Genomic DNA, 23,253 nt, shown 5'->3' on the forward strand with positions numbered 1-23,253 from the left:
CCTTAAGGTATTTACATGTTAAGTTCAATGAGTTTCTCTGTACTCGAAATCGTCTGTCCATTCCATTCCACAGTGACAGTCCACCCGGCATCATTGCGAATTTGTCCAGTTAGGACGCCGTCTTGTTCTGTCAGAGACAGATCAAATTCAGCATCGGCGATAACCAGACGCTCCAGCGTGCATGCTTTACCCCTCCAAGCTGAAGGCAGCTGTGGCCGCAAATTCAATTCTTGACGGGCAGCGAACGGTGCTACGCCGAAGAAATGCCGTATAAACGGTACAGCCAATGCATAGATTGTCCAAGCCTGCACAACACAGCCATAATCAGGTGACATCTCAGAGAAGGAACCTGGAAGGACGCGTGAGAAGCTGCGGCGCATCCGATTCAAGAGATCAAGCGCGGCATCGGCATTTCCGTTAGCTGCCTCAGCTACTGCATGTACCCCGGTAGAGATCGTCATTGTACCTTGCTGGAATGTTCCGGACAAATACGTACCGTATTCACCGATAAATGTATCGTTACGCATATTATCCAGCGCTCTACGCGCCTTATTAGGCTCTGCAATTCCCGCTTCCATCGGGGTTACAATAACCCAGTTCTTGTTCAGTAGCCAACCGTGATCCGAGTCGGCAGTTCCGCCATTGGTAGCTTTAGCAAGTAGACCTTCTACATACTCGCGATAGCCGGTCACACCCTGCCCTTCGGCAAGCGAGACAAGGTAATCCACCTTCGGTGCTACATCGCTAGCCGGTGCGACTGCATCGGCATACAAGCCTTCATCCTCTTGCCAGAATGAGCGATTGATCGCATCTATGCAGCGCGTTGCTAGCTCGCTATACTTGCTCTCTGCCGCAGCGTCCTGCAAATATGCGCTCATTTCAGCCATAGATTGTAGAGCTTTCGCCGTATAGACAGCGCTGTCGATGAGCTCCATATTCAGGCCAGCGATTTCAATAATGCCGTAACCAGAAGGGAATAGATCATGATCCGGGTCCATCTCCTCTAGCAGCCAATCGATGCCTTTTACACAATAAGCATAATGACGGCGCAGCAGCTCTTCATCCCCAGTCCAGCGGAACAAATCCCAGACAAAGGCGATATAATGCGCTGTCTCCTGTGTATTGCCCGGGTTGGATACAGCGCCAAGTGTCGTTACCTCATGGATGAAGCGTCCATTGCCGTTAACCTCTTCGGATTTTTGCAGCAGTAAATTCAGTGTGTCCTTGGCAAGCTGTGGATCGCCAATTGCTAGTACACCTTGCAAGGAATAGGTATTGTCACAGCCGAACCACCAAGGATATGTCGGTCCGCCAGCAGTCAGAGCACGCCCGATCCCATCTACCTTCTGGATCAACCATTGGTTATTCCATTTTGCCCAGGCGAAGACATCGTTCCAGTCTGCTTCCCCCTCGATCGTAAGCTTGGCCCGATCTGCCACGGCATTGTACAACTCTTGCTTCTCAACAAGAAGCTCTTGATGATGCGCAGCAAGCCGACGATATGAGTCCGCACATTCTTCTGCGGACACATAGGAACCAGCAACGAACAGATTGAAGCGGCGGCTCTCGCCGGCCGGGATCGTCAACTCGGTTCGGAAGGCAATCCCGCAGCCCGCTCCGGCAGTGAATTCCGGACCATACAGCTCGGATCCAACCTCCAATTGATCCCCCGCCAAATCCGTACCAACTTGCACGAACCAGTCATTCTCAGGATCGCGAACAAGCACTTCACGCGGATTCAACACGGTAGCTTGGTCTCCAGCCCCCTTACGGACACCGACCTCATCAGAGTACCAAACCGCCCGCAGATCAGTGCGCGCGAGCAGTTCTACCTTCAGATGAAGTTCCCCTTCTCCATAATGACGAAGCTCATATCCTGCAGTCATGCCTTTCACTTGTTCAGGCGCAAACTGTGTACGTTCCATAGCTATAGGTATATAACTGAGGCCATGGTCGTATTGGAACCGACTGCCCCACGGCTCGCTTGTAAAGCCATCAGCCCGGGACCAGACGGAAATATTCCGTTTGGTATCGGTGAGCTTCAACCAGAAGCCGTCGAGAAGTTTAACCGGATGCAGCCAGATCCCGCCCATTTCATTAGCCACATGATGGCCGAAATCCGGAAAGTACCCGTCCTGTGTACCACAAATTTTGACGTATTCTCCGCCGTTATAATATAAGTTGAATGGATGTTTGCTGTTAATGCCAGCTACCTTCACCTTCATCTCCTCCATCTAATAAGAGGTAATTCAAAAAGTCCTCTTTTGATCACGAAGCAAACTTAGAAGTGTTCTCGGCATCGAATCTTGAATTCAGCCGGGTCTTCCGGTGCTCACGTACCCACTACGTACGTTCCGCTCCTCTGACCCTAGCTTTATCCAACCTTCTCGGTGCTGAAAACTGAACTTTTTGGACCTTATTTTATGAGGTAATTCAAAAAGTCCTCTTTTGACTCTCATTATAAGAACATGAACGCATTTAGCCGCATCAGCCTTTTATAGCCGAAGAAATCGAAATGCCTTCAATGAAATATTTTTGCGCAATAAAGAACAGAATCAATGCCGGCAGCATAATGAGAATCGTCGCAGCCATCAGCATGTTCCACTCGACATTATACATCCCTTTGAACATGGACAAGCCGAGTGCCAGCGTATACTTTTCATTGGAGTTCAAATAAATCAATGGTCCTTGGAAGTCGTTCCATACGCCCATAAAGGTGAAGATCGATACCGCAATCAGCGGAGCCTTCGAGAGAGGAGCCATAATCCGAATGAAAATTTGCCAACGGTTCGCTCCGTCTACAAATGCCGACTCATCCAGCTCGCGTGGAATACCGCGCATGAACTGACGAATCAAGAAGATGTTAAATGCTCCTCCACCAAGTCCACCAAAAAATGCTGGCAGAATCAAAGGCAGGAAGGAATTCGTTAAGCCTACTTGTTTAAAGAGCAAGAAGGTTGGAATCAATGTTACCTGGCTTGGCAGCATCATTGTAGCCAGCAAGATCAGGAATAGGGTCTGCTTGCCGCGGAAATTGAAGCGTGCAAATCCATAAGCACAAAGAGCACCTGTAAATACGGTCCCAATCATAACAGGAACGAGAATAATCAACGTATTGCGAAGGAACAAAAAGAACGGAATTGCACGAACTGCATCCGAATAGTTAGACCAGATCCATTTCTGTGGAAAGAAAGAATTGCCGAACACTTCAGCCGGTGTCTTTAATGATGTAGATACTGTCCACAGCAGCGGTACCAGTACAATGGCCGAGCCCGCGATCAGAATAAGAAGAGCGAGCCACTGGGATAGATTGAATTTTCTAAGTGAAGTTTGCATAGTAGGTCTCTCCCTTCCTTTTAGTCTCGATCATCGCCCTGGTAATATACCCAGAAGGACGAGCTGCGGATAACCAGAAGCGTGAATAATAGAATGATAATAAACAATATCCAGGAGAGTGCGGACGCGTAACCCATATCGAATTCGATAAACGCTTTGTTGTACAAATACAGATTGTAGAACAAGGTTGAATTGAGCGGACCGCCATTCGTCATAACGAACGCCTGGGTAAAGTATTGGAATCCACCGATAATCCCCATAATCAGATTGAAGAATATAGTCGGAGTAATCAGCGGCAGAGTAATGCTGAAGAAACGGCGGAATATACCGGCACCATCAAGCTCTCCGGCCTCATACAAGTCCTCAGGCACCCCTTGAAGACCAGATAAATAAATAATGATCGTGTTGCCGACTCCCCACAGACCCATAACGATCAGCGCGCCGAGCGCATAGTTCGGATCTTGGAGCCAAGCTGGACCTTGAATGCCGAACCAGCCTAGCGCCTCGTTCAGAATTCCGTATTCCGGGTTGAAGATCATGACCCACATCATCGAAGTGGCAACAGCTGGAATTACAGACGGCATAAAGTAAATAAGGCGGAAGAACTTCATTCCGCGTGAACGCATATTGAGCAGTACGGCGATTAGTATCGAAGCGACCTGGAACAGCGGTACAGACACCAATGCAAAAATAAAGGTAACTTTTAGAGATTGATAGAACAGTGGATCATGGAAAATGGCTTTAAAATTGTCCAGTCCCACATATTGAATAGATTCAACGCCGGTGATAACATCCCATTTGCTGAAGGATAGAATCAGCGAAAAGATCATCGGCCCAAGCGTGAAAATGATAAGTCCCAATAGCCACGGAAGAATAAACAAGTACCCCGCCCGATCCGATTTGGAATTATTCATGACATCCTCCTTGATGGAAGCGGGCGAGGCGCCTTATCGACACCTCACCCGCAGCGATTTTACTTAATTTTAGAGTCCGCAGTTTTGGCCGCTTCATCAAGCGCGCTCTTCACATCCATCTTACCAACCAGAATTTTCTCAAGGGCTTGAGTAAATGCATCTTTGAAGATTGGACCGTTAGCAGAACGCATGGTTACCGGCTTGCGAGCAAAGCTCATCATTTCAATGACTGGCTTATCTTTCTCTTCAGTTGCCTTAACTTCTTCAAGTTCAGTTGTAGTAGCTGGCAATACTAGACCGTCTTTGGAACGAAGCTTCTGAGCATCGGTACCGGACAACCATTTCATCAGTTCGAAAGCTTCTTCTTTATGCTTCGTCTTAGAGTTCATTGCCCAGCCTGCTGCAGCGATAATGCTTGCGCGGTCGCCGTTCGGACCTTTTGGAATCAGAGCGGAACCGTATTCAACATTCGATTTATCCAAGTCGGACTTGATCCAACGTCCTGTAACCATCATAGCCAGCTTGTCGGTCATGAACATGGAGGAGTCTCCACCCATTGTTTCCGTATCTTGCGGTGTTGGGGATACTCTGTTCTGACCCGTCGACAGGTCTACGTATTTCTGTATCGCAGTTACTGTCTTTTCACTGTTCATGAAGCCTTCAGCTTTAGTACCTTCTTCGTTGGCAATGTCAGTTCCATATGCCCACAGATAAGTGTAGATCGGGTATTCCCAAGTTCCAGCGTTAAAGCCGAATTGCGTATATTTATTGTTCTCTTGCTTGGTCAGCTTCTGTGCTGTCGCGATCAAATCGTCCCAAGTCCATTCATCGCTAGGATAAGCAATGCCAGCTTCATCAAAGATACGCTTGTTATACCACAGAGCGAGTGGATTGAAATCTTTAGGCAAGTAGTACAGCTTGTCGTTGATGCGTTCCATATCGATCAGGTCCTGCTGATACATTTTCAGATCAAAAGAGCTATCCTTAGCAACATAATCATCAAGCGGCTCAACTACGCCTTTATCTACATAAGCATAGAAATCGCCTTCACCAATCAGGAATACGTCAGGAGCAGTACCACTAGCAAGCGAAGTAGTCAGCTTCGTTGCATAACCGTCGCCAGGCACTGGCTCAAATTTAACTTCAATATTAGGGTGAGAAGCATTAAATTCATCTGCCAGCTTCTGCTCGCTAGAGCTGCTGTTTACATCTCCCCAAGTAGTAAATGTAAGATGTACTTTCTCTTTGCTGCCGCCATTACCAGCAGAGCTGTTGCCCGAATTTGCTGTGTTACCGCCTGTGGAACAAGCGGAGAGGAGCAGAACTGAACTTAACACTGCTGCAAGTGTAATCGACAATTTCTTTTTCATTTAAATGACCTCCCTAAATATTCACTTTATGATTAAAAAATAGCAGTATCTTGGACTACCTGCAGTTCGCCGTTAACGAACAATTGTACTGGCTCGCTTGCAGTGTTTGTTATCGAAATCTGCTGAGGTGTGATGCTGATTTCAAGCGGCTTGCCTTGCCAATGCAATGGGAAGCTTAATTTCTCCCAGTGATCTGGAAGCTTAGGCGCCAAATGAAGCTGACCATCCAGCATTCTTACTCCGGCAAATCCCATTACAACACACTCCCAGATTCCGCCGAGCGATGCAGCATGAATACCGGCATCCGATGAGTGAATCTTCGGCCCCAGATCGATCTCAGCTGCTCTCTTGAAAAGATGATAAGCGAGTTCTTTATCGCCGAAGTCGCTGGCCAAAATCGAATGAGTCGAGAGTGACAGCGATGAATCATGCAGCGTCTTCTCTTCGTAGTATTCGTAGTTCGCCAGCTTCACTTCAGGAGCGAATTTATTTTCTAGCAAGAAGAACAGCATCATGATGTCCGCTTGCTTCGAAATCTGCATGTTACCAACCTGATCCAGGTTGTAGTCGTTAAATATGCTGCCCACTTTTTCCTGATCCTTGTAAGGAGTCAGATCAATAATTTCTTTCTGCAAATAAGTATCGTCCTGTGGAATAATCCGATTTTCATTTGGCTGTGGAAGGTAGATCAAATCCAGCTTGCTCTCCCATACCTTCCGAGCTTCCTTCAAGTTCAACAATTCATCATAATGCTTGAACAGTTCAGGACGCTCTGTCTCCAGCTTGCTGTAATACTGCATTGCTAGTTCGATATTGAAATGAGCCATATAATTCGTGAAGGCGTTGTTGTCTACATGCTCTTTGTATTCATCAGGACCAACAACTTCGTTAATCTCATAACGTCCTTCCGCCTCGTCCCATTCCAGTCGGCTTGCCCAGAATATTGCCGTATCGAAGATCATCTCGTAGCCATAGCGCTCCATGAAGTCTTCATCTCCGGTGGCCCGGTAGTAATGCCATACGGCATAGACGATATCGGATGTAATATGCTGCTCGATAAATCCGGACCAGATCTTCGTCTGCTCTCCTGTCACAATATCAACCGCGCCCCATACCGGTGTCACTTCACCATCGGATGGCCAAGCGGCTTCCCATGGATACATCGCTCCGGCATAACCGTTCTCCTTCGCTTTGCGGCGTGCGCCTTCAAGGCCCAGATAACGGTATTCCAACAGCGAACGCGCCGTCTTCGGATTGCTGTAAATATAGAATGGCAGGATGAAAATTTCTGTATCCCAGAAGGAATGACCTTTGTAGCCTTCACCACTAAGACCTTTCGCTCCAATTCCCATTCTCCGATCATGGGCCGGAGTCATAACTACCATGTGATACAGAGCAAAACGCAATGCCAGAAGGTCAAAGGAATTCTTCGATTCGATTGTGATTCCATATTCATTCCATACCTTTGCCCAAGCTGAGGCATGATCTTGGAACAGTGCATCGTAACCTGCGGCGTACACGCTCTTCAAGTCGCCGAGAGCATGTTCTCTCATAGCCGGCAAGCTGTAATCTTGCGCATAAGCTAGGTCGCGGCTTGTATGAACCGTTGCCACCTTCTCGAAGCTGAGGCTTTGCCCTTCCTGAAGATCTACGCTGTAAGCGACTGCCACCTTGCGGCGATCAATCTCCATTGCCGGGCTATTCTCGATTTCTTGGCCATCCAATTTTAACCGATGTGCAGCTCCGATAACAAAATCAACCTTGGATTCCGTCGTCGTCTGGATCAGCTCCAGATATTTCTTATCATAAATCCGTTTCTCGCCCTCATGGAAATGCTGGCTTCCGCTATTGCTCACCTGAGCATCGATACCCGATGCAATCGACACTTTGACCGAGCCGCTCAATGATTTGATATCCAGCTTCATTCCGATCAGATGCAATCGATCCAACGATACGAATCTGCGGAATGTAAATTCCAGCTTCTTGCCTTCCGCATTGGTCCAAATGAAGGAACGAACCAGCTCTGCATCGCGCAGATTCAAACTGCGGCTGTATTCCGTTATTTCTCCTTGTTCCAATGTGAATCTCTTGCCGTCAACTCGGATATCTAGACCAGTAACATCGGCCGCATTCGGCAGTTCACTTACTTCAAATTCATCGAAACGGTTAAAGGTACCGTTCACGAACAAATTGCGCTTCTCTCCAACATAGGATTCTTCAGCAGCGGAACGAAGTCCCATATAGCCGTTGCCTAAAGCCATTACAGCTTCGCACTTTCCGAGCGCAAGAGTCTGGAAGTTCTCCTCCGTTACTACCCAATCCGACGCTCCGTCCGGCAGTTTCTTGTTGTAATTTAGCATGGCTTAAATTTCCTTTCTACTCCTGAATTCAATATCTTTAAATTTTTGAAAAAATTCCACAGTATTCTGTAAGCGTTACCGAAATCGTTTTCGAACCTGAAAAAAATTCGAACGCGATTTCGAAAACTTTTACTCTGTAAAAACTTTTTGCAAAGGTTTTCGAAAACGTTTTCGATCATATTATAAAGTCTTAATCGATTCCCTGTCAACTATTTTGAAGGGAAGAATTTTGTGAAAGCCTGGTAAGTTATTCTCTAGCATCTTTACTACCTGCTCCAGTGCGGCAAACCCGATCCCGGCAAAGTCCTGACTAATCGTCGACAGCTTGGGGGTCGTATAGCTGGACAGCACGATATCATCGAAGCCCATAATCGATATATCCTCTGGAATGCGCAGGCCAATCTCCTTGCAACGATTGATCATCCCGATCGCCATCAGATCACTGGCTACAAATATCGCGGTTAACTGCGGATTATTGTTAATATATTCTTCCGTCAGCGTGTAAGCCTTCTCTTCACTAAAGTCAGCCTCGATCACACGCGAATCAATAAACGGGATCCCTGCACTTTCCAATGCTTCACGGTATCCCTGCTCCCGCTGTATACTAACCGTCGCATACTTATGCCCGTTCACCATACCAATCTCGCGATGCCCTTTGCTGATCAGGTATTGAACAGCCCGTCTTGCTGCCAATAGATTGTCCGTAATAACAGAACCTGTATGTGGCCCTACTGTATGAGCATCGACGACGGTACAGGGAATATCGCTCTTGACCAGTTCTTCGAAATACGGGTCCGTCGTCCGCAGGCCTGAAATTACGACCCCGGCTATTTTGTGATCCTTGCAAAATTGCCAGTAGGAACGGTCCTGCTGTTCAGAAAGACTGCGAGTATAGATAACGACCTCATACCCGTATCGGGTAGCGGCGGCATACACTCCGCTCATAATCTGAAACATAACGCCGTCCTTACCGCTCGTCTGCTCGAAATTGGATATGATTAGTGCGATCGTCTTCGTTACTTTATGCTTAAGATTCTTCGCCAGCATGTTGGGAGAATAGTTCAGCTCCTGCGCTGCTTTGAGAATCCTCTGCCTGGTTGTTTCGCTTACATCGCTGTACCCGTTCAAGGTCTTGGAGACCGCCGAGATGGAAACATTAGCATGCTTGGCTACATCTTTAATAGATACCATGTTTTCTGAAATCCCATCCTTATTCAATTTTCATTACTTTCTATTTCATTTTCATTATAGCATATAGGTCAAAAGCAGGAAAAAGCTTGCAAAGCTGAGAGTTCAACTTTACAAGCTTCATGGCTTACTCTAGAAAAAATTGCATCGTTCTATCCGACGACTCCGGCAAATACTCATGTCTGAAGTCAGGATATATGACAAGTCCCTTCTTCGTGTTCATCTTATTGTAGGCTGCAAATTGAGTGGATGGCGGACAGATGGTGTCCATCAAGCCCACGCTCATCAATACCTCACCTTTTATGCGTTCAGCCAGGAATTGAATATCTATATAGCCGAGCTTCTCAAATACTTCGTGCTCACGCTCGTGCAGTGTATCATAATAGCGGAAATACGTACGCAGTTCACCGTAGGCTTCCTGATCCAGATCCATGTCCCAGGTCCGCTTATAATCACTAAGAAAAGGGTAGATCGGCGCCAGCTTCTTCACCCTTGGCTCCAAAGCAGCACATGCTATCGTAAGTCCGCCACCCTGAGATCCGCCCGCTGCGTAAATCCGATCGGGGTCGACCTCAGGCAGCTTCATCGCTATCCCAGCAAGCTGTGCCGTGTCCAAAAATATATGGCGGAATAGCAGCTCATCCGGATGATCCTCTAAACCGCGAATAATATGTCCATGATGCGTATTCCCCTTCACCCCGCCAACATCCTCAGAGCTTCCTCCTTGACCGCGGCAATCCATGGCAAGTACAGAGAAACCTATCGAAGCATAAGCCAACTTATCACTCCAATCTCCGGCATGACCAGAATAGCCATGGAACATGACTATCGCAGGATGAGGCTCTTTTACTTGCTTAGGCCGTACATACTTCGCGTGAATTCTCGCTCCCTTCACACCCGTAAAATACAGGTCGAAACATTCCGCATTCGGCACTTGAAAACGGCTAGGCACAAGCTCAACCTGCGCATCCATCGCATGCATTTCAGCCAGCGCCCGTTCCCAGTACTCATCAAAGTCCGCCGGACGCGGATTTGTTCCTTGATAGCTCCTCAATTGCTCTATAGGCATATCAACAATTGGCATACTCCCACTCCTCTTCCTTACGACGTCATCCACTGCATGGGACGGAACAAACTCGGTCTTTTCTCAGCGCCTATTCCGCCTGCCCATTCGATCCAGCCACGTCTTCCTTGACCCTCATTCTCATTCACGAGCAACGAGAAGCTCATCACATCTCCGTTATGAGGCTGAATCGGCGTTATAGGTTTGAGTATTTGAGTTCATCAACAATGGTTCAACCTTTAACAGCAGAGCTTGCAAAACCTTGAATAATATACTTTTGTCCGAGGAAAAAGACGATGAGCAGTGGCACAACCCCTGCTGTAGCGGCGGCCATCATCAGATTGTAATCTACACCGGCTTCCAGCATGAAGTTCTGCATACCAAGCGGAACCGTATAAAGCTTCTTATCTAGTAAAAAGATCAGCGCGTTCTCATAATCGTTCCAGGTCCATGTGAAATCAATAATAGCGAAGGTCGCCAGCACCGGTTTGGAGAGCGGCAGAAATAATTGAAAGAAAATCCGGAAGTGACCGGCTCCATCAATAAAAGCTGCTTCAGAAATCTCATGCGGAATGCTCATGAAAAATTGCCGGATCATGAAGACGCCGAACACGGTGAACAAACCTGGAAGAATGAGCGCCCAATGGGTATTGTAAATTCTCATCCAATCAAACATGATAAATTTCGGTACAAAAAGAACTTGCGGCGGTATCATCATCAAACATAAATAGAGCAAAAAGATGCTGTCCCTCCCCTTAAACGGAATACGGCTAAAACCGTATGCTGCAAAAGCAGCCAGCAAAGGAGCACCAATTAGCAAAATCAAAGAAATCTTCAGGGAATTGAAATAAAAAAGGGCAAATCCGTCTCCGGTCATCCATACCTTAAAGTGGTTGGTCCATACAGGATCGAGCGGGATCCACTGAATTGGATAAGTGAAGACATCCTTTGGCTTCTTGAACGAGGTGCTGACCATCCAGATCATTGGCGACAGTAGCAGCAAACTGGCTAATGCCATGATGATCGTATTGAAGCTCTTAGCCACCCGTTCTCTGATCATTCTCTTATTTCTCGTATCCATAGTGCGTCTTCTCCTCTGTTAATAATGGACCCATTTTTTCTGGCCAACCCACTGAATCAGCGTAATACAAAGGATGATCAGGAACATGGTCCACGAGACTGCTGACGCATAGCCCATTTCATAAAAGTTAAAGGCTTTTTTATAGGCGAAAATAGAGAACACCGTCGTACTATTGCCTGGTCCTCCTTGGGTGATCGCATAGATCATGCCAAAACTTTTGATGGAGCCGATAAAACCAGTGATCATCAAGAAAAAGGTCGTCGGACTAACCAATGGAAAGATAATTAAGCGCAGCAGTTGCCCAAATGTTGCTCCGTCCATCTTGGCAGCTTCCAACTGCTCAGATGATAATTCCTGCAGTGCAGCCAAATAAATGATCATATTGTAGCCAATGCCGCCCGCAGTCATCATGATCAGTACCGCGTACATCGCCGTATCCGGGGAAGCGAACCATAGTGGAGGCTCAGATATGCCAATGGATCGAAGGAAAGCGTTGATTGGACCGTTAGTAGGCTGGAACAGCACCATCCAGACAAAAGCAATGGCGATGCCACTGGTAAAATACGGAGCAAAAAAGAAGGCCCGCAATGTCTTCTGGAAATAGGTGCGATTATTGAGCATGACTGCAATCAGAAATCCAAGCATAATAGAAATCGGTACAGGGATTAACACCAGCAAGGTGTTCTTGACCGAGACAACAAACAAATCATCTCTCACCATCATTCTGAAATTATCCAATCCAATAAAGCGCGGGGGTTGCCCGCTAGCGAATACCCAATCCGTAAACATTAAATAAAAGGAGAACAGGGCCGGAACGAGCATAAACACCGTCATTCCGATTAAATTAGGTGCGATAAACACATAGCCTACTAGCCTCTGCCGCTTCATCCAGCTCACGATCGGTCACCGCCTTTCTCTCTAGTAATGTAGCTTGCAGCGTCATGCGGCAGCTTGCGGCCACAGAGAGGTGCGGCATCCAATTTACCACCCCTCTCCAGCCTTGCTGCGCTATTTAGATAGCGCTTTCAAATTCTCGTTATGCACCCGTGCTAATTCCTTCGCACCTTCCTCTGGCGTCAGCTTCTGGGTGAATACTTTATCATAGATGGCCTGCTGCTCGGTTCCTGTCTTCCGGTCAAGACGACTCAGACCAAGCGGCAAATCCCCGAACATGACCCGCTTAATTGAATCCAGGTCATAAGTATCCTCCACACCCTTGAACATGAGAGCGACAGCCTCATCGACGGGGAAATCCTTGGAGGATGGTACTCTTCCGCCTGCCGCCATCGGCAGCATGCCCTCATCCGCATACCACTTCATAAATTCCCAGGCAGCTTCCTGATGCTTGGTGCTAGGATTAATAGAAATCACATCGCCTAATCCGCCAGCGTTAATGTAGTCCGCCTGATCCTTGTTTACTTTAGGAGCCGGGGCGGCCGCTACCTTGAATGTCCGCGGAAATTCTTGAATATTATTCGTCGTCCGGAAGATTTGGTTTGTAGAGAACAGCATTGCCGCTTCTCCCTTCACAAACATTTGGTCCAAAGCGGGTTTTGATGTGATCTGCTCCGTATGAGGCATTAGGCTTTTATCGGTAAACATCATGTCCGAATAAACCTGAAGCGTCCTGACTGTCAGTGGATTATCGAAAGCGGAGGTGCCGTCATCTTTTGTCAGCTGCAAACTCTGCTTCTGCAAGGAACCGTTGATAGGCACATTGAAGTAATAATCACTTTGCGCCAATCCCCAGACATGGTCAGACTTGAGCTTGGCGGCATAATCTCTGAACTCATCCAGCCCCCACTCCGTTGGAATCGGTAGCCCCTTGGCATCGAGCATATCCTTGTTCAGCCAGACAAAAGACAAGCCCTTCTGGGTGGGCAGACCGTAATACTTGTCGTCCACCTTCCATAGCGCAGCGCCTTCTCCCATTTTGGCCTCCACGTCATAGTCGGAGAACTTGCTCAGATCAAGGGCATTGCCCGCTTTAATCCGCTTTTCATAAAGGCTGTAGTCATAGTTCACGTACATGTCCACCGGCTGGCTAGAGATGAGCGCCGTATCCAGCTTCAGGTTACCCGCATCATCATTGACAAACCGCACATACTCTACCTGAATGTCCGGATTTTGCTTATTCCAGTTGTCTACAACCTCCTGAGGCCCATTCTCGGATGGTACCGCTCCCCACAAAGTAAGCTTAATCGGGTCACTATTAGCCGTACTTGCCCCAGGGGAAGTCGTTCCCTCCTTTTGATTGCCGTCTCCTTTTCCACCACAGCCAGCAAGTGCCAGCGGCAATGCTACAAGCAGCGCCAGCCCAGCAATCATCCATCTTCTGTTTCTCATCTTACCTGCAACCTCCCTTAAATCGGATGTTTGATTCACCCCAACTATACCAAGCCGCCCATGATCTCATAAGGGTTGAAACTTGCAGATGAATAGTACAAAACTTAGATGTTATTCTCCCGCCTGAAGGAGCTGGGCGTTTGCCCAACCACGCGCTTGAATACCTTAATAAAATAGGCGTTATCCGAAAATCCCGTTTGATAGGCGATCTCCTCCACATTTAGCTTGGAATGCAACAGCAATCGCTTCGCCTGCACAATTCGGATGTTTTGCAGATAGGCGATCGGCGTCAGTCCGGTCTTTTTGCCAAACACGGTGCTTAAATAATCTACGTTTATGGATACCAGCCTGGCTAAATCTGCGACCTTGATATTCTCTTTGAAATGCTCCAGCATATATTGGATCACCCGATTTACCTCCGGATGGTCTGTATAACTAATATTTTCCTCCTTCATCTGGCGGATCTGCTCGTGTATAGCTTGTTGTACAAAGACAAGCAGCGACTCATGGCTGACGGCCGAGTTGATTTCCCATCTGTCCTCCGATTTCCGTCCTGCCAGCATAGCAAGCATATGAAGGAGATGAGAAGCCAGCATTTTTACTTCTATATGAGAAAAAGCCGAGATTTCCATACTGCCCCATATCAGAGCAATCACCTCGGCGCATTTGTGTTCATCGCGTTCTTCAAAGCAGCGGATCAGTTCAGCTTCCAGCTCCGCAATAGCAGGCAGCTCGTGTCGCTCCTTCACCGAGTCTGCCTTACACCCGTACCAATCTGCATTCAATTGATTCAATGCTGAGCGCCAATCCTGGGACAGCTGAGTCAAACTGCTGCCAGCCACTATACCAATAGAACAATTCAGCTTAAACTTGCTTCCATGCTCGGCCTTCTTCTGAGAGCTCCAGCAGAAGTAAGTCGTCTGTCCTCTCTCATAGAAGGATTGAACCAAAAGATACTTCTCCGTTTGGATACTAGCCAGATTCTCATTAGCCGGAACTGCTCCGCTCAACACAGTAAAAATATCCAGATTTAAACTGCGGAATTTCTCCGCTGCCGCAATCGTTCCGATTTGATCATTACCGTCAGATGCGGTCGTTCCACAAATACCTGACCAGACGCGGTGATAATAAGGATACAACGCCTCCCCAGCGATCGTGAATTCCTCGATCAACTCTTCCTTAATCCGCGCCAGATTCTCCAACAGAACATCATCATTTAAGGACAGCTTCAACAGATAGTTGAAAGCCCCATATTGAAGGGCATCCCGGGCATAATCAAAGTGGCTCAATGCCGTTAGCATAATAAATCGGCTGCGAATTCCCGCCTTACGCGTTTCCTTTAACAATTCAATCCCGTCCATCCCCGGCATGGCAATATCAGCAATCACGACATCAGGCTTTAGCTTCAGAATAGCCGCCAAGGCTTCCTTACCGTTTCCAGCCTCTCCTACAACGCTAAATCCATGGCGTGCCCAGTTCACCGTATCCCGAATCGCCTCGCGGACAAACACCTCATCTTCCACCAGTAAAATCGTCCACATGATCATCGTCTCCTTCCTGTAAATAAGGCGTCGCAATCAGCAAAGGCAGCCGGAGTCGGACCAGGGTCCCTTCCGCTCCAGTTATAAATTCCATAGAACCCTCCCGCTTAAAAAGTAATTGCAGCCTTTCTTTCAAATTGCTCAGTCCGATGCCGTGGCCGCTTCGTCTTCCCGGCTTAAGCGCGGCCGCTTCCATGCCGATGCCATTATCCTCCACCTCAAGAACCAGATCACTTCGCTCTGCTCTAACCCTTACCCAGATCGTGCCGCATCCGTCAGCCCCATCAAAGCCATGGGCAATGGAATTCTCCACTAGAGGCTGAAGGCTAAGCTTGGGGACCAAAGCGTGCTGAACCGACTCATCTATTTCATAAAGAATGATGAAATGGCCCCGAAAGCGAAATGATTGAATAGATTCATAGGAACGCAACAGCTTTATTTCCGCATTAAGAGGAATCAGCTCTATTTCCGAGTTGAGACTTGCTTCCAGTATTAACCCCAAAGACGTACAGATGCCTGCGATTGCTTCTTGTTTTTCCCTTCTGGCAATCCATTTGACGGTATTCAAGGTATTCAACAGAAAATGCGGGTTCATTTGCGAGAGCAGCATTTGGAAGCGAACAGCCTGCTTCTGCCGCTCCTCCAGCTTAAGCTTATTAATAAGCACCAGGACATCGTCAATCATTCGATTGAAGCTTTCGCCGAGGAAGCGCACCTCATCTGTTGCACCCCTGCCGATGGAGATTTTTACATTCAGCTTCTTATCCGACGCTTCCTCCATACTGCGTTTCAGCACGTTCAGCGGCTTTGTCATGCGGGCGGACAAAATGATGGTCACCAACACGAAAGCGATAACCAGTATGGTCAAGAATACAAAAACAATAAATCTTAATTGCCGAATCTCCTGCTGCAGCTCGCTTAGCGGCATTTGGCTGACCACATACCAATCCAGATCCTCCAGATAGCTATAATTGATCAAGGACAAGGATTGTTTATCCTCATAGTGCCCCTCCTGGGCTTGCAAAGACATAATTCTATGCATCATATCCGTACTGAAAGCTGTTATCTTGCTTTGTAGAATGGTCTCTCCTTGTCCGGTAAAAATGGTCAGATCCTGATTCACTGGACTATCCTTCAATGTGCTGCGGAACCATTCCTGTATGTTAATGCTGATCCGGGCCAGTCCGTAGTTTCCTCTCAATGGGTCATTCAGGATTGTGTACAGACTCAGTAGCTTACTCCCCTGGCTGCCTCTTACATCGTTCAAATCATCCGCTACCCAGCGGTATGGATGAGCACTGCTTTGCAGAACACTCTGCCAATCCTGCAAATCCTCTAAATCATTGGTCAACTGACTGTTGGGAGCATATGAGGTGTATACGTTGCCCTTAAGATCGATGAATCGAAAATACAGCTCCGTCTGATGGAAGAAAAAGCTGTTGTTGATTCCAAACATTTTGCTCTCGATCACTTTCTTTCGTTCTAGGGGATCATACTTGTCCGGATCGTGCATGATCTGGATCAGGCTCTCATCCTGGCTCAGCATGATATTTGCCTTATAAGCAAAGGCCATCATGTCATTCAAAGACATATGAACCTGCTGCATACGCTCGGACATCCGATCCATCATATCCTTCTGGCGAATCGATTCAAAATGCTGGAACAAATAATAAATGGCGATACACAAAGGAATCATAAGAAGGGTGATATAAGCCATGATAAGCCTGTGTTTCAAGGTATTCGGAAGCAAATTGCGCCAGTTAAGCATCATGTAGGATCCACTCCCCAAAACGTAGTTAAATGTTCTTAAGGCACAAAACAATGAAGGTAAGTATTCGTTCAATCCAAAAAAATTGGCGGGTTCTTTGAGTAGGCAAAAAAAACCTCTTGAACAGAGGTTTTTTTTGCCTAAAGCATAACAACTTTGGTTCTTTATCCACCCGATTATATCACGCGTAAAAACGAAGCTAATAGATATAAAACTTATTGTTTTATATAACAATTCTTAGCGGAGACAGTTTGAAAAATCAGATGATTCCAAACAGTATAAATCCGATGGTGTTGATCGCAAGATTAGCAAACATATGGACCATCCAAGAGGCATAAATGTTGCCATTACGCTCATTCAGCCAGTTAAACAATAAGCCCGCTATTACCAGGGATATAATTAACAAAAGGAACAGCTCGATCGAGAACCAGCTTGTCATTATCGCAATATGATATACAGCAAAAGCCCCCGCACTGAACAGATAAGCAAACCTCCGTCCTGCCAGCTCCTTCAGCGTGAAAGAGGCAAAGCCGCGAAAGAAAAACTCCTCCAGCAGTGAATTCACGATCGATATGTACAGAGCTACAAACACAAAATTGCCTGCATTCACCCCCATATTCTTCTGCAAGGCCCCCGTTACGTTGGTGAAGTCAAATAAAGGACCCAATAGAAAATATCCGCTGAGTATAAGGGTAAATACGCCGAATCCTAGTAAAAGAGACATCAGGAGACCCTTTTTCTCAAAGGTGAACAACCTGCGGAACGGTACCCCACCAGCTATCCTGGCGTAGCTAATCGGCAGTGTCAGAAAGAGGATGATTTTAATGACCGATTTGACTGCGTAATCCGGACGGATTACAGCATCTACCAAACTCATGGCAAGACAGCTTAGGATAATGATGGCAATAAGTGAAGCTGTTTTCCTGCTTGATTTCATAAAAGAATCTCCTTTAAGCAGCTTTTGCGATTCGATCTGATTCGATATATTAGATTTCTATACTCGCCCTTTAATGACCTCTACAAAAAAAAGAAAACGCCCCTGTGTTATCAAAACACCAGAAGCGATTTCTTTATTCATAAGCTTTATGATACATAACAGGCCAGTGCTGCTTGATACGCGCTCTTTGGCCGAAGTCCAATCAGTTTATCCATAGGTTCTCCGTTATGAAACATGATCACCGTCGGCATGGACATGATGCCGAATTGAGCGGCAAGTTCTGGGGATTCGTCACAATCTACCTGATAAACGTCCAGACGCCCCGTCTCCTCTTGACTCAGCTCTTCCAAAATGGGAAGCAGCGCTTTGCAGGGCGGGCACCAGTTGGCTCCAAATTCAACAAGAGTGACCCCATTTTGTTTAATCGCACTTTGAAAGCTTGCTCCATCTATTCGTTGTAAACTCATTTTCATTCCTCCATTTCATCCCATTGTCGTTCATCCAGAATCGATTGCATGCGCTCCTCCAGATTCATTTTGATATGATTCAGCTGGTTTATTTGCGCATCAATCTCTGCGATTTTTTGGCGGAAAATCGGGAAAACCTCCGTGCAAAACGCCTCTTTGTTTTTCATGACGCAATGCAGGAAACCTGCAATCTGCTCGGTCGTCAATCCAAGATTCAGATATAACTGGATCGTGCGCACCTGTTCTTCTGCGAATATGGAATAATCCCGGTAGCCGCTCTCGTCACGAACAGGCTTAAGCAATCCTTGCTGCTCATAATATCGCAGTGAACGGACGCTGACACCGGTACGGGCTGCAAGTTCTCCGATTTTCATGCTATCTGGCCTCCTAGATGAACGATTCGATTTCATTGTAAACCCTGACATTAGTGTCAAGGTCAAGGGGATTTTGACTATTTTAATTTTTCCATAATTTATAGTTGATAGTTGCATCAGTTGAATCTTATTTTCTTCTCTTGAATTTACCTTTAGAGCTCTTACCCCATTGGGGCCAGCGATGCGGCGGCACATGCTGGAGCATCGTATCGAATACCGTTCCCCACTGTTCTTCATTCAGTCTCCCGATGGGATGTTCCCGATTCACCCCCAACACTCTAACCAGCCTCGCAATCTGGGGAAGCGTAAACACGCCCGATAGAGCGGCAAATAACGGTAGGCGTGGATCCCGCAGTCCGTAAGCTGCCAACGATGCAAACTTCGGCAGATGCTGTGTAAGAACGAGAGGATCCTCCCTCCGCTGGATAAAAAGAATGGCGGAATCCACTTTGGGAGGCGGTGCAAAATGATGAGGTGAAACCGCCCGCACGAGCCGGATTTCATATTGCATCCTCCAGCTCAAGATGCGCGGATCTATAATAGGAACTGCCGTAAAACGTTTGGCTGCCCCCTTCTCCACAAGCAGTACGGCTCGCTGCAGCGGAACGCCGGGATGATCCAATAACTTTCTCATAATCGGAGTAGTTATTGAATACGGGATATTGGCAACGACGGTAAAAGGACTTCTTGGGAGAGAGACCTCCAAGAAATCAGATTGCTTGACGCGAATGTTGCTTCTATCTTTCATCTTGTTGAATAGTCTATCAACAAACGCCGAATCTGTCTCGATGGCGAGCACATGTGCCGCTTTCTCTGCAAGCGGATAGGTTAATGCCCCCGTCCCCGCCCCGATATCGAGAACGGTATCAGTAGGGCTAATCTTAGCCAAAGCGATCATATCATGAATCAGTCGTTTGCTGATTAATAGATGCTGCGCGGAAAAGTTGGATTCTTTCTGCCACTTTTCACGACGATTTTTATTATTTTCAGACACCAAAAAGCACCTCATTCATTCGTATAGTAATGAAAAAGGTACAGCACAAATAATCCTGCGCATTTCATAAGAAAATGCCTGGATCTAGATGTTCTGTACCTTCATTAACGAATACGTATGAATGCGATGCAATACATTTTAGGACAGTCCTCCCTTATATGAAACGGCTCATATTACAACCACAGTATAACATAGTCCATCCGCCGATCTCATGGGGAATCTTCGATATAACGATTCTTTACCATCAGCGAACTAGGAAAAAACCTCTCCAGAGGTTTTTTCCTAGTCATATTGACTGCTATCCGCACACACGTATCTCTATAATCTCTGCCCGGGGGCAACCGTTGGTTGCATCCACCACCAAGCGGAGCCGTTCCGAAGAAAGCGATCGATCCAGTGTATGCACTGCTCTGCGCTTCCGGTTATTTCGGACTTCGGCAACGGTGACCCATTCACCATCTATATAAGCCTGCAATCGGTAATCCTTGACCAATTCTGGAATTGCCTCAAACGGTGTGCGGTGATGATGTAGATTGATCAGATCCTCATTCACATCATCGTTAAATGCCAGATGCACCGTGCGAATGGTGACCGGTGCCGGCCAACTTAGCTCCAGCCACTCCGGCGAGTCCTCCTGCAACGAGGCGGACGACCACAGATGCGGCCCCGCATACGGCCGATGATAACCGTCGATCACCTTATCGGGCGCAAAGGCATGTGTCGGCGAGAGAAGACGGAAGCAGATGGACTTGCGGACAAACGGGCGCATATTCCACTGCACAACCGGCTGAGCTGGCTGTTGATCGCCGAAGTCCGGAGATACGATAGGCTGTGGACCTTTCTCGAACACAAGCACCCCAGATTGCGGCTCATCAGACAAATGCAAGGTAATTTGCTCATTTGCTTTAATGATAAGAAAAGCGTTCTGTGAAGCGTCCGGCTTCCAATGTAAGTGCAGCTTAGCCCACTGCCCCACTCCTTTCGTTAACGGAGTCGACACCGCCGTCTTCATCGTATGCGGGACATAGTTTTCACCACGCCCAGTATCCCATAGCTCCAGCTCCAGCGTCGTGTCCTCTGCCGCATCAACAAGCAGATCAATTCCTGTCAGTTCCGGATCAACTGGCAAGAGCAAGCCGATATCGGTGTTTAGTTGATAGGATTCAACCGATTTCTGCACATTTAGCTGCGTCAATGTGCTGGAGGCTGCTAATCGGGCACTCCTTGCCAAATCGTCCGGATCCTCATTGCGGAAACCGATGATGGACGCCCCCTGGCGAAGCAGTGTTTGCTGAAGTTCCCGCATATGAGTCTGGTAGAGCTCACGCGGGAAGATCCCCTTATCTGCGCATAAAGCCGCCCCGGTGCCGGCGGCTTCACCAATAACTGCGCATGTCCCCATCACACGGGTCGTTCCAAACGCCACATGCGAAGCGCTGATATCACGTCCGGCCATCATCAGATTGTTCACGTTGACGGAATACAGTGAACGGAACGGAATATGATAGACCCCATCCGCATGCAAATGCTTAGATCCGCTTTCCACCGAATACATCCCTTGTGGAGGGTGCAAATCGATAGACCATCCGCCGAAAGCTACGCCATCTTCGAACTGGCGCTGCTCCACAATATCGTTCTGGTTAAGCACATAATCGCCAAGGAAACGGCGGTACTCCCGTTTGCCCGGAATCGAGCCCACCCACTCCAGCGTCATATTGTCGGCATCGAATTTGCCGGAATTTTTAATATAGTCCCAGATGCCATAAATCACCGCCCACAACTCGTCGCGGATCCGCTCATTGTCGTGAACCGTATCCATTTCCCCGCCCCACTCGATCCACCAATAAGCACATCCGTTATCGCCACTGCGAATAACGCGCTTCAATGGAATGGTCGTCTTCGTTATATCTATTGCAAAGCTTGGCGGTATAAACTTTACCGGAAGCCCCGCATCCTTCGTATAGAAGAACATCGTACTTCCCAGCGTGATGTCATCTGCAACCTGCGGTGCCCAATCCTCGTTATACTCTTCCTTCGCCTCTCGACCAATGCGATACTTGGCCCCGGCCAGAAAACCGACCAATCCATCGCCCGTACAATCCAGGAACATACCGCTTTCAAAACGAATACGCCGCTCAGAGCCCATCATCCAACCGGTAACAGAACGGATGATCCTGCATCCCGCATCGCCTTTGGCCTCCACTTCATGGACATCGGTATTCAAAAACAAGCGGATATTAGGCTCCGCGCGTACAGTTTCCAGCAAAATCATGTCCCAAATATATGGGTTCCCGTCGATATTGCGATATTGGTTCTCAAGGAATAGCTCGCCCATGATGCCGGTCTCTCGTGCATAACGATTCGTTCCATGAGCGGTAGCTCCGCACACCCAAACTCGTACCTCGCTGCTCGAATTTCCGCCTAGTACCGGACGGTTCTGAATTAGTGATACTGTCCTGCCCAAACGGGCAGCGGCAACAGCTGCGCTCACTCCTGCCAAGCCACCGCCAATCACTGTAATATCTGACTTTATAACTTCCTTTCTCATGATTGAACATCTCCTTAAGGTCGTATTCAATATCCTTGATTTCATCTTATACTGGACACTTCCTTAAATACATGCATCATGTTACGATGGAACATATACTTTATTTCACATATGAGTGGTGATGGAATGAGAAGTGACTTTGCGATCCGCCTAGTAACGCATCTATATTGGATTAAAAAAGAAGCGTTTGCTCTCGAACGGGATATCTACTCTTATTGGACGATATTTGCGGTGGAAGACGGCAGGTTTATTTACCGCATAGGAGATCAGCAGGGCGAAGCCGGACTTGGCAGCTTGGTGGTCTGCCCTCCGAACACCTGGTTTCATAGAAAAACCCTTGAACCTTTAAGCTTTCACTTTATACATTTCACATGGAATGCGGAGCCCTCTCTGGAAGAAATACAGTTGTTAAGTGGAGCTCTGAAAATCACCGACATCGAGCGGCTGCGTTCCAACTATCTCTACCTGCGGATGCTTGCATTGGAACAGGATAAAACCGCTATGGAGCGAAAACAACATCTGGTAAGCGATATATGGCGTTTATACGAACTGGAGACGAATATGCCCAGGGAAATAGGGTTAAATGGAATGCTGGCAGATGTGGAGATGCGAACGGCTGCCCAATTGATCATCGACAATGCATTTGGTCCCATCGATATGAAAAGTCTGGCGCTCTCGCTGCAGCTTACCCCGGTACAGTTGACCAGACGTTTCCGCGCAGCTTACGGAATGACTCCCTCTGAATATACGACCCGGCTCCGGCTGGACAGAGCCAGCAAATTGCTGTTGGAAACAGAGCTTAGCATCGAGAAAATTGCCCAGCTCTGCGGATATGAGAACGGCTTCTACTTAAGCCGCATCTTTCGGAGCAAACGGGGAATGCCTCCTTCACAATATCGCAGCATGCCTCGTGTCTAGCTGCTTCTCAACCATGATCCCTATAAAAAAAGCTTGTAGAGTCGTTGG

The 23,253-nt window shown here is 47.4% G+C and carries 19 protein-coding genes; 1 reads left to right on the forward strand and 18 read right to left on the reverse strand.

Annotated elements, in window-relative coordinates; all coding sequences use genetic code 11:
* Positions 1-11 precede the first annotated feature (11 nt).
* The 18 genes from EI981_RS22645 to EI981_RS22725 form a co-directional block, all read right to left on the reverse strand.
* Positions 12-2,234 carry an alpha-L-rhamnosidase-related protein gene (locus EI981_RS22645; RefSeq protein WP_227011546.1) on the reverse strand — a complete coding sequence of 741 codons (2,223 nt, stop codon included), beginning with the start codon at positions 2,232-2,234 and terminating at the stop codon, positions 12-14.
* 253 nt (positions 2,235-2,487) lie between these two features.
* The gene (locus tag EI981_RS22650) at positions 2,488-3,336 is read right to left on the reverse strand and encodes a carbohydrate ABC transporter permease (protein ID WP_127002120.1); all 849 of its coding nucleotides are present in this window, start codon (positions 3,334-3,336) and stop codon (positions 2,488-2,490) included.
* A gap of 20 nt (positions 3,337-3,356) precedes the next feature.
* Positions 3,357-4,250 (reverse strand): carbohydrate ABC transporter permease, encoded by an 894-nt coding sequence (locus EI981_RS22655; RefSeq protein WP_127002122.1) that lies wholly within the window; start codon positions 4,248-4,250, stop codon positions 3,357-3,359.
* A 59-nt stretch (positions 4,251-4,309) separates the two neighbouring features.
* Complete coding sequence (locus EI981_RS22660; protein ID WP_127002124.1) at positions 4,310-5,620, reverse strand: ABC transporter substrate-binding protein; 1,311 nt, start codon at positions 5,618-5,620, stop codon at positions 4,310-4,312.
* A 32-nt stretch (positions 5,621-5,652) separates the two neighbouring features.
* Complete coding sequence (locus tag EI981_RS22665) at positions 5,653-7,980, reverse strand: glycoside hydrolase family 65 protein (protein ID WP_127002126.1); 2,328 nt, start codon at positions 7,978-7,980, stop codon at positions 5,653-5,655.
* 180 nt (positions 7,981-8,160) lie between these two features.
* Positions 8,161-9,171, reverse strand: a complete 1,011-nt coding sequence (locus EI981_RS22670) for a LacI family DNA-binding transcriptional regulator (protein WP_127002128.1) — start codon at positions 9,169-9,171, stop codon at positions 8,161-8,163.
* Between the two features lie 124 nt (positions 9,172-9,295).
* A complete protein-coding gene (locus tag EI981_RS22675; RefSeq protein ID WP_127002130.1) occupies positions 9,296-10,252 on the reverse strand; it encodes an alpha/beta fold hydrolase in 957 nt (318 codons plus the stop codon).
* A 17-nt stretch (positions 10,253-10,269) separates the two neighbouring features.
* The gene (locus tag EI981_RS30025; protein ID WP_257791997.1) at positions 10,270-10,398 is read right to left on the reverse strand and encodes a hypothetical protein; all 129 of its coding nucleotides are present in this window, start codon (positions 10,396-10,398) and stop codon (positions 10,270-10,272) included.
* Between the two features lie 65 nt (positions 10,399-10,463).
* Positions 10,464-11,312 carry a carbohydrate ABC transporter permease gene (locus tag EI981_RS22680; protein WP_227011547.1) on the reverse strand — a complete coding sequence of 283 codons (849 nt, stop codon included), beginning with the start codon at positions 11,310-11,312 and terminating at the stop codon, positions 10,464-10,466.
* Positions 11,313-11,330: 18 nt separating this feature from the next.
* Complete coding sequence (locus EI981_RS22685; protein WP_127004917.1) at positions 11,331-12,200, reverse strand: carbohydrate ABC transporter permease; 870 nt, start codon at positions 12,198-12,200, stop codon at positions 11,331-11,333.
* A gap of 120 nt (positions 12,201-12,320) precedes the next feature.
* A complete protein-coding gene (locus tag EI981_RS22690) occupies positions 12,321-13,658 on the reverse strand; it encodes an ABC transporter substrate-binding protein (protein ID WP_127002132.1) in 1,338 nt (445 codons plus the stop codon).
* A gap of 104 nt (positions 13,659-13,762) precedes the next feature.
* Positions 13,763-15,199 carry a response regulator transcription factor gene (locus EI981_RS22695; RefSeq protein ID WP_162616250.1) on the reverse strand — a complete coding sequence of 479 codons (1,437 nt, stop codon included), beginning with the start codon at positions 15,197-15,199 and terminating at the stop codon, positions 13,763-13,765.
* On the reverse strand, positions 15,171-16,895 hold the full coding sequence (locus tag EI981_RS22700; RefSeq protein WP_227011548.1) for a sensor histidine kinase: 1,725 nt from the start codon (positions 16,893-16,895) through the stop codon (positions 15,171-15,173). The genes EI981_RS22695 and EI981_RS22700 overlap by 29 nt, the downstream gene beginning before the upstream one ends.
* A 331-nt stretch (positions 16,896-17,226) precedes the next feature.
* Positions 17,227-17,904 (reverse strand): CPBP family intramembrane glutamic endopeptidase, encoded by a 678-nt coding sequence (locus EI981_RS22705; protein WP_127002138.1) that lies wholly within the window; start codon positions 17,902-17,904, stop codon positions 17,227-17,229.
* Between the two features lie 146 nt (positions 17,905-18,050).
* Positions 18,051-18,371, reverse strand: coding sequence for a thioredoxin family protein (locus tag EI981_RS22710; RefSeq protein ID WP_127002140.1), 321 nt, complete (start codon positions 18,369-18,371; stop codon positions 18,051-18,053).
* 2 nt (positions 18,372-18,373) lie between these two features.
* Positions 18,374-18,745: a MerR family transcriptional regulator gene (locus tag EI981_RS22715; protein ID WP_127002142.1), complete on the reverse strand. Its 372-nt coding sequence runs from the start codon at positions 18,743-18,745 to the stop codon at positions 18,374-18,376.
* Between the two features lie 127 nt (positions 18,746-18,872).
* On the reverse strand, positions 18,873-19,739 hold the full coding sequence (erm, locus tag EI981_RS22720; RefSeq protein ID WP_127002144.1) for a 23S ribosomal RNA methyltransferase Erm: 867 nt from the start codon (positions 19,737-19,739) through the stop codon (positions 18,873-18,875).
* 298 nt (positions 19,740-20,037) lie between these two features.
* On the reverse strand, positions 20,038-22,287 hold the full coding sequence (locus EI981_RS22725) for an FAD-dependent oxidoreductase (protein ID WP_127002146.1): 2,250 nt from the start codon (positions 22,285-22,287) through the stop codon (positions 20,038-20,040).
* Positions 22,288-22,398: 111 nt separating this feature from the next.
* Here EI981_RS22725 and EI981_RS22730 point away from each other — a divergent pair, with 111 nt between their 5' ends.
* Entirely contained in the window at positions 22,399-23,205 is an 807-nt protein-coding gene (locus EI981_RS22730) for a helix-turn-helix domain-containing protein (protein WP_227011549.1), read from the forward strand.
* The last annotated feature ends 48 nt before the right edge of the window (positions 23,206-23,253 follow it).

The organism is Paenibacillus lutimineralis (assembly GCF_003991425.1).
Lineage (GTDB): Bacteria > Bacillota > Bacilli > Paenibacillales > Paenibacillaceae > Fontibacillus > Fontibacillus lutimineralis.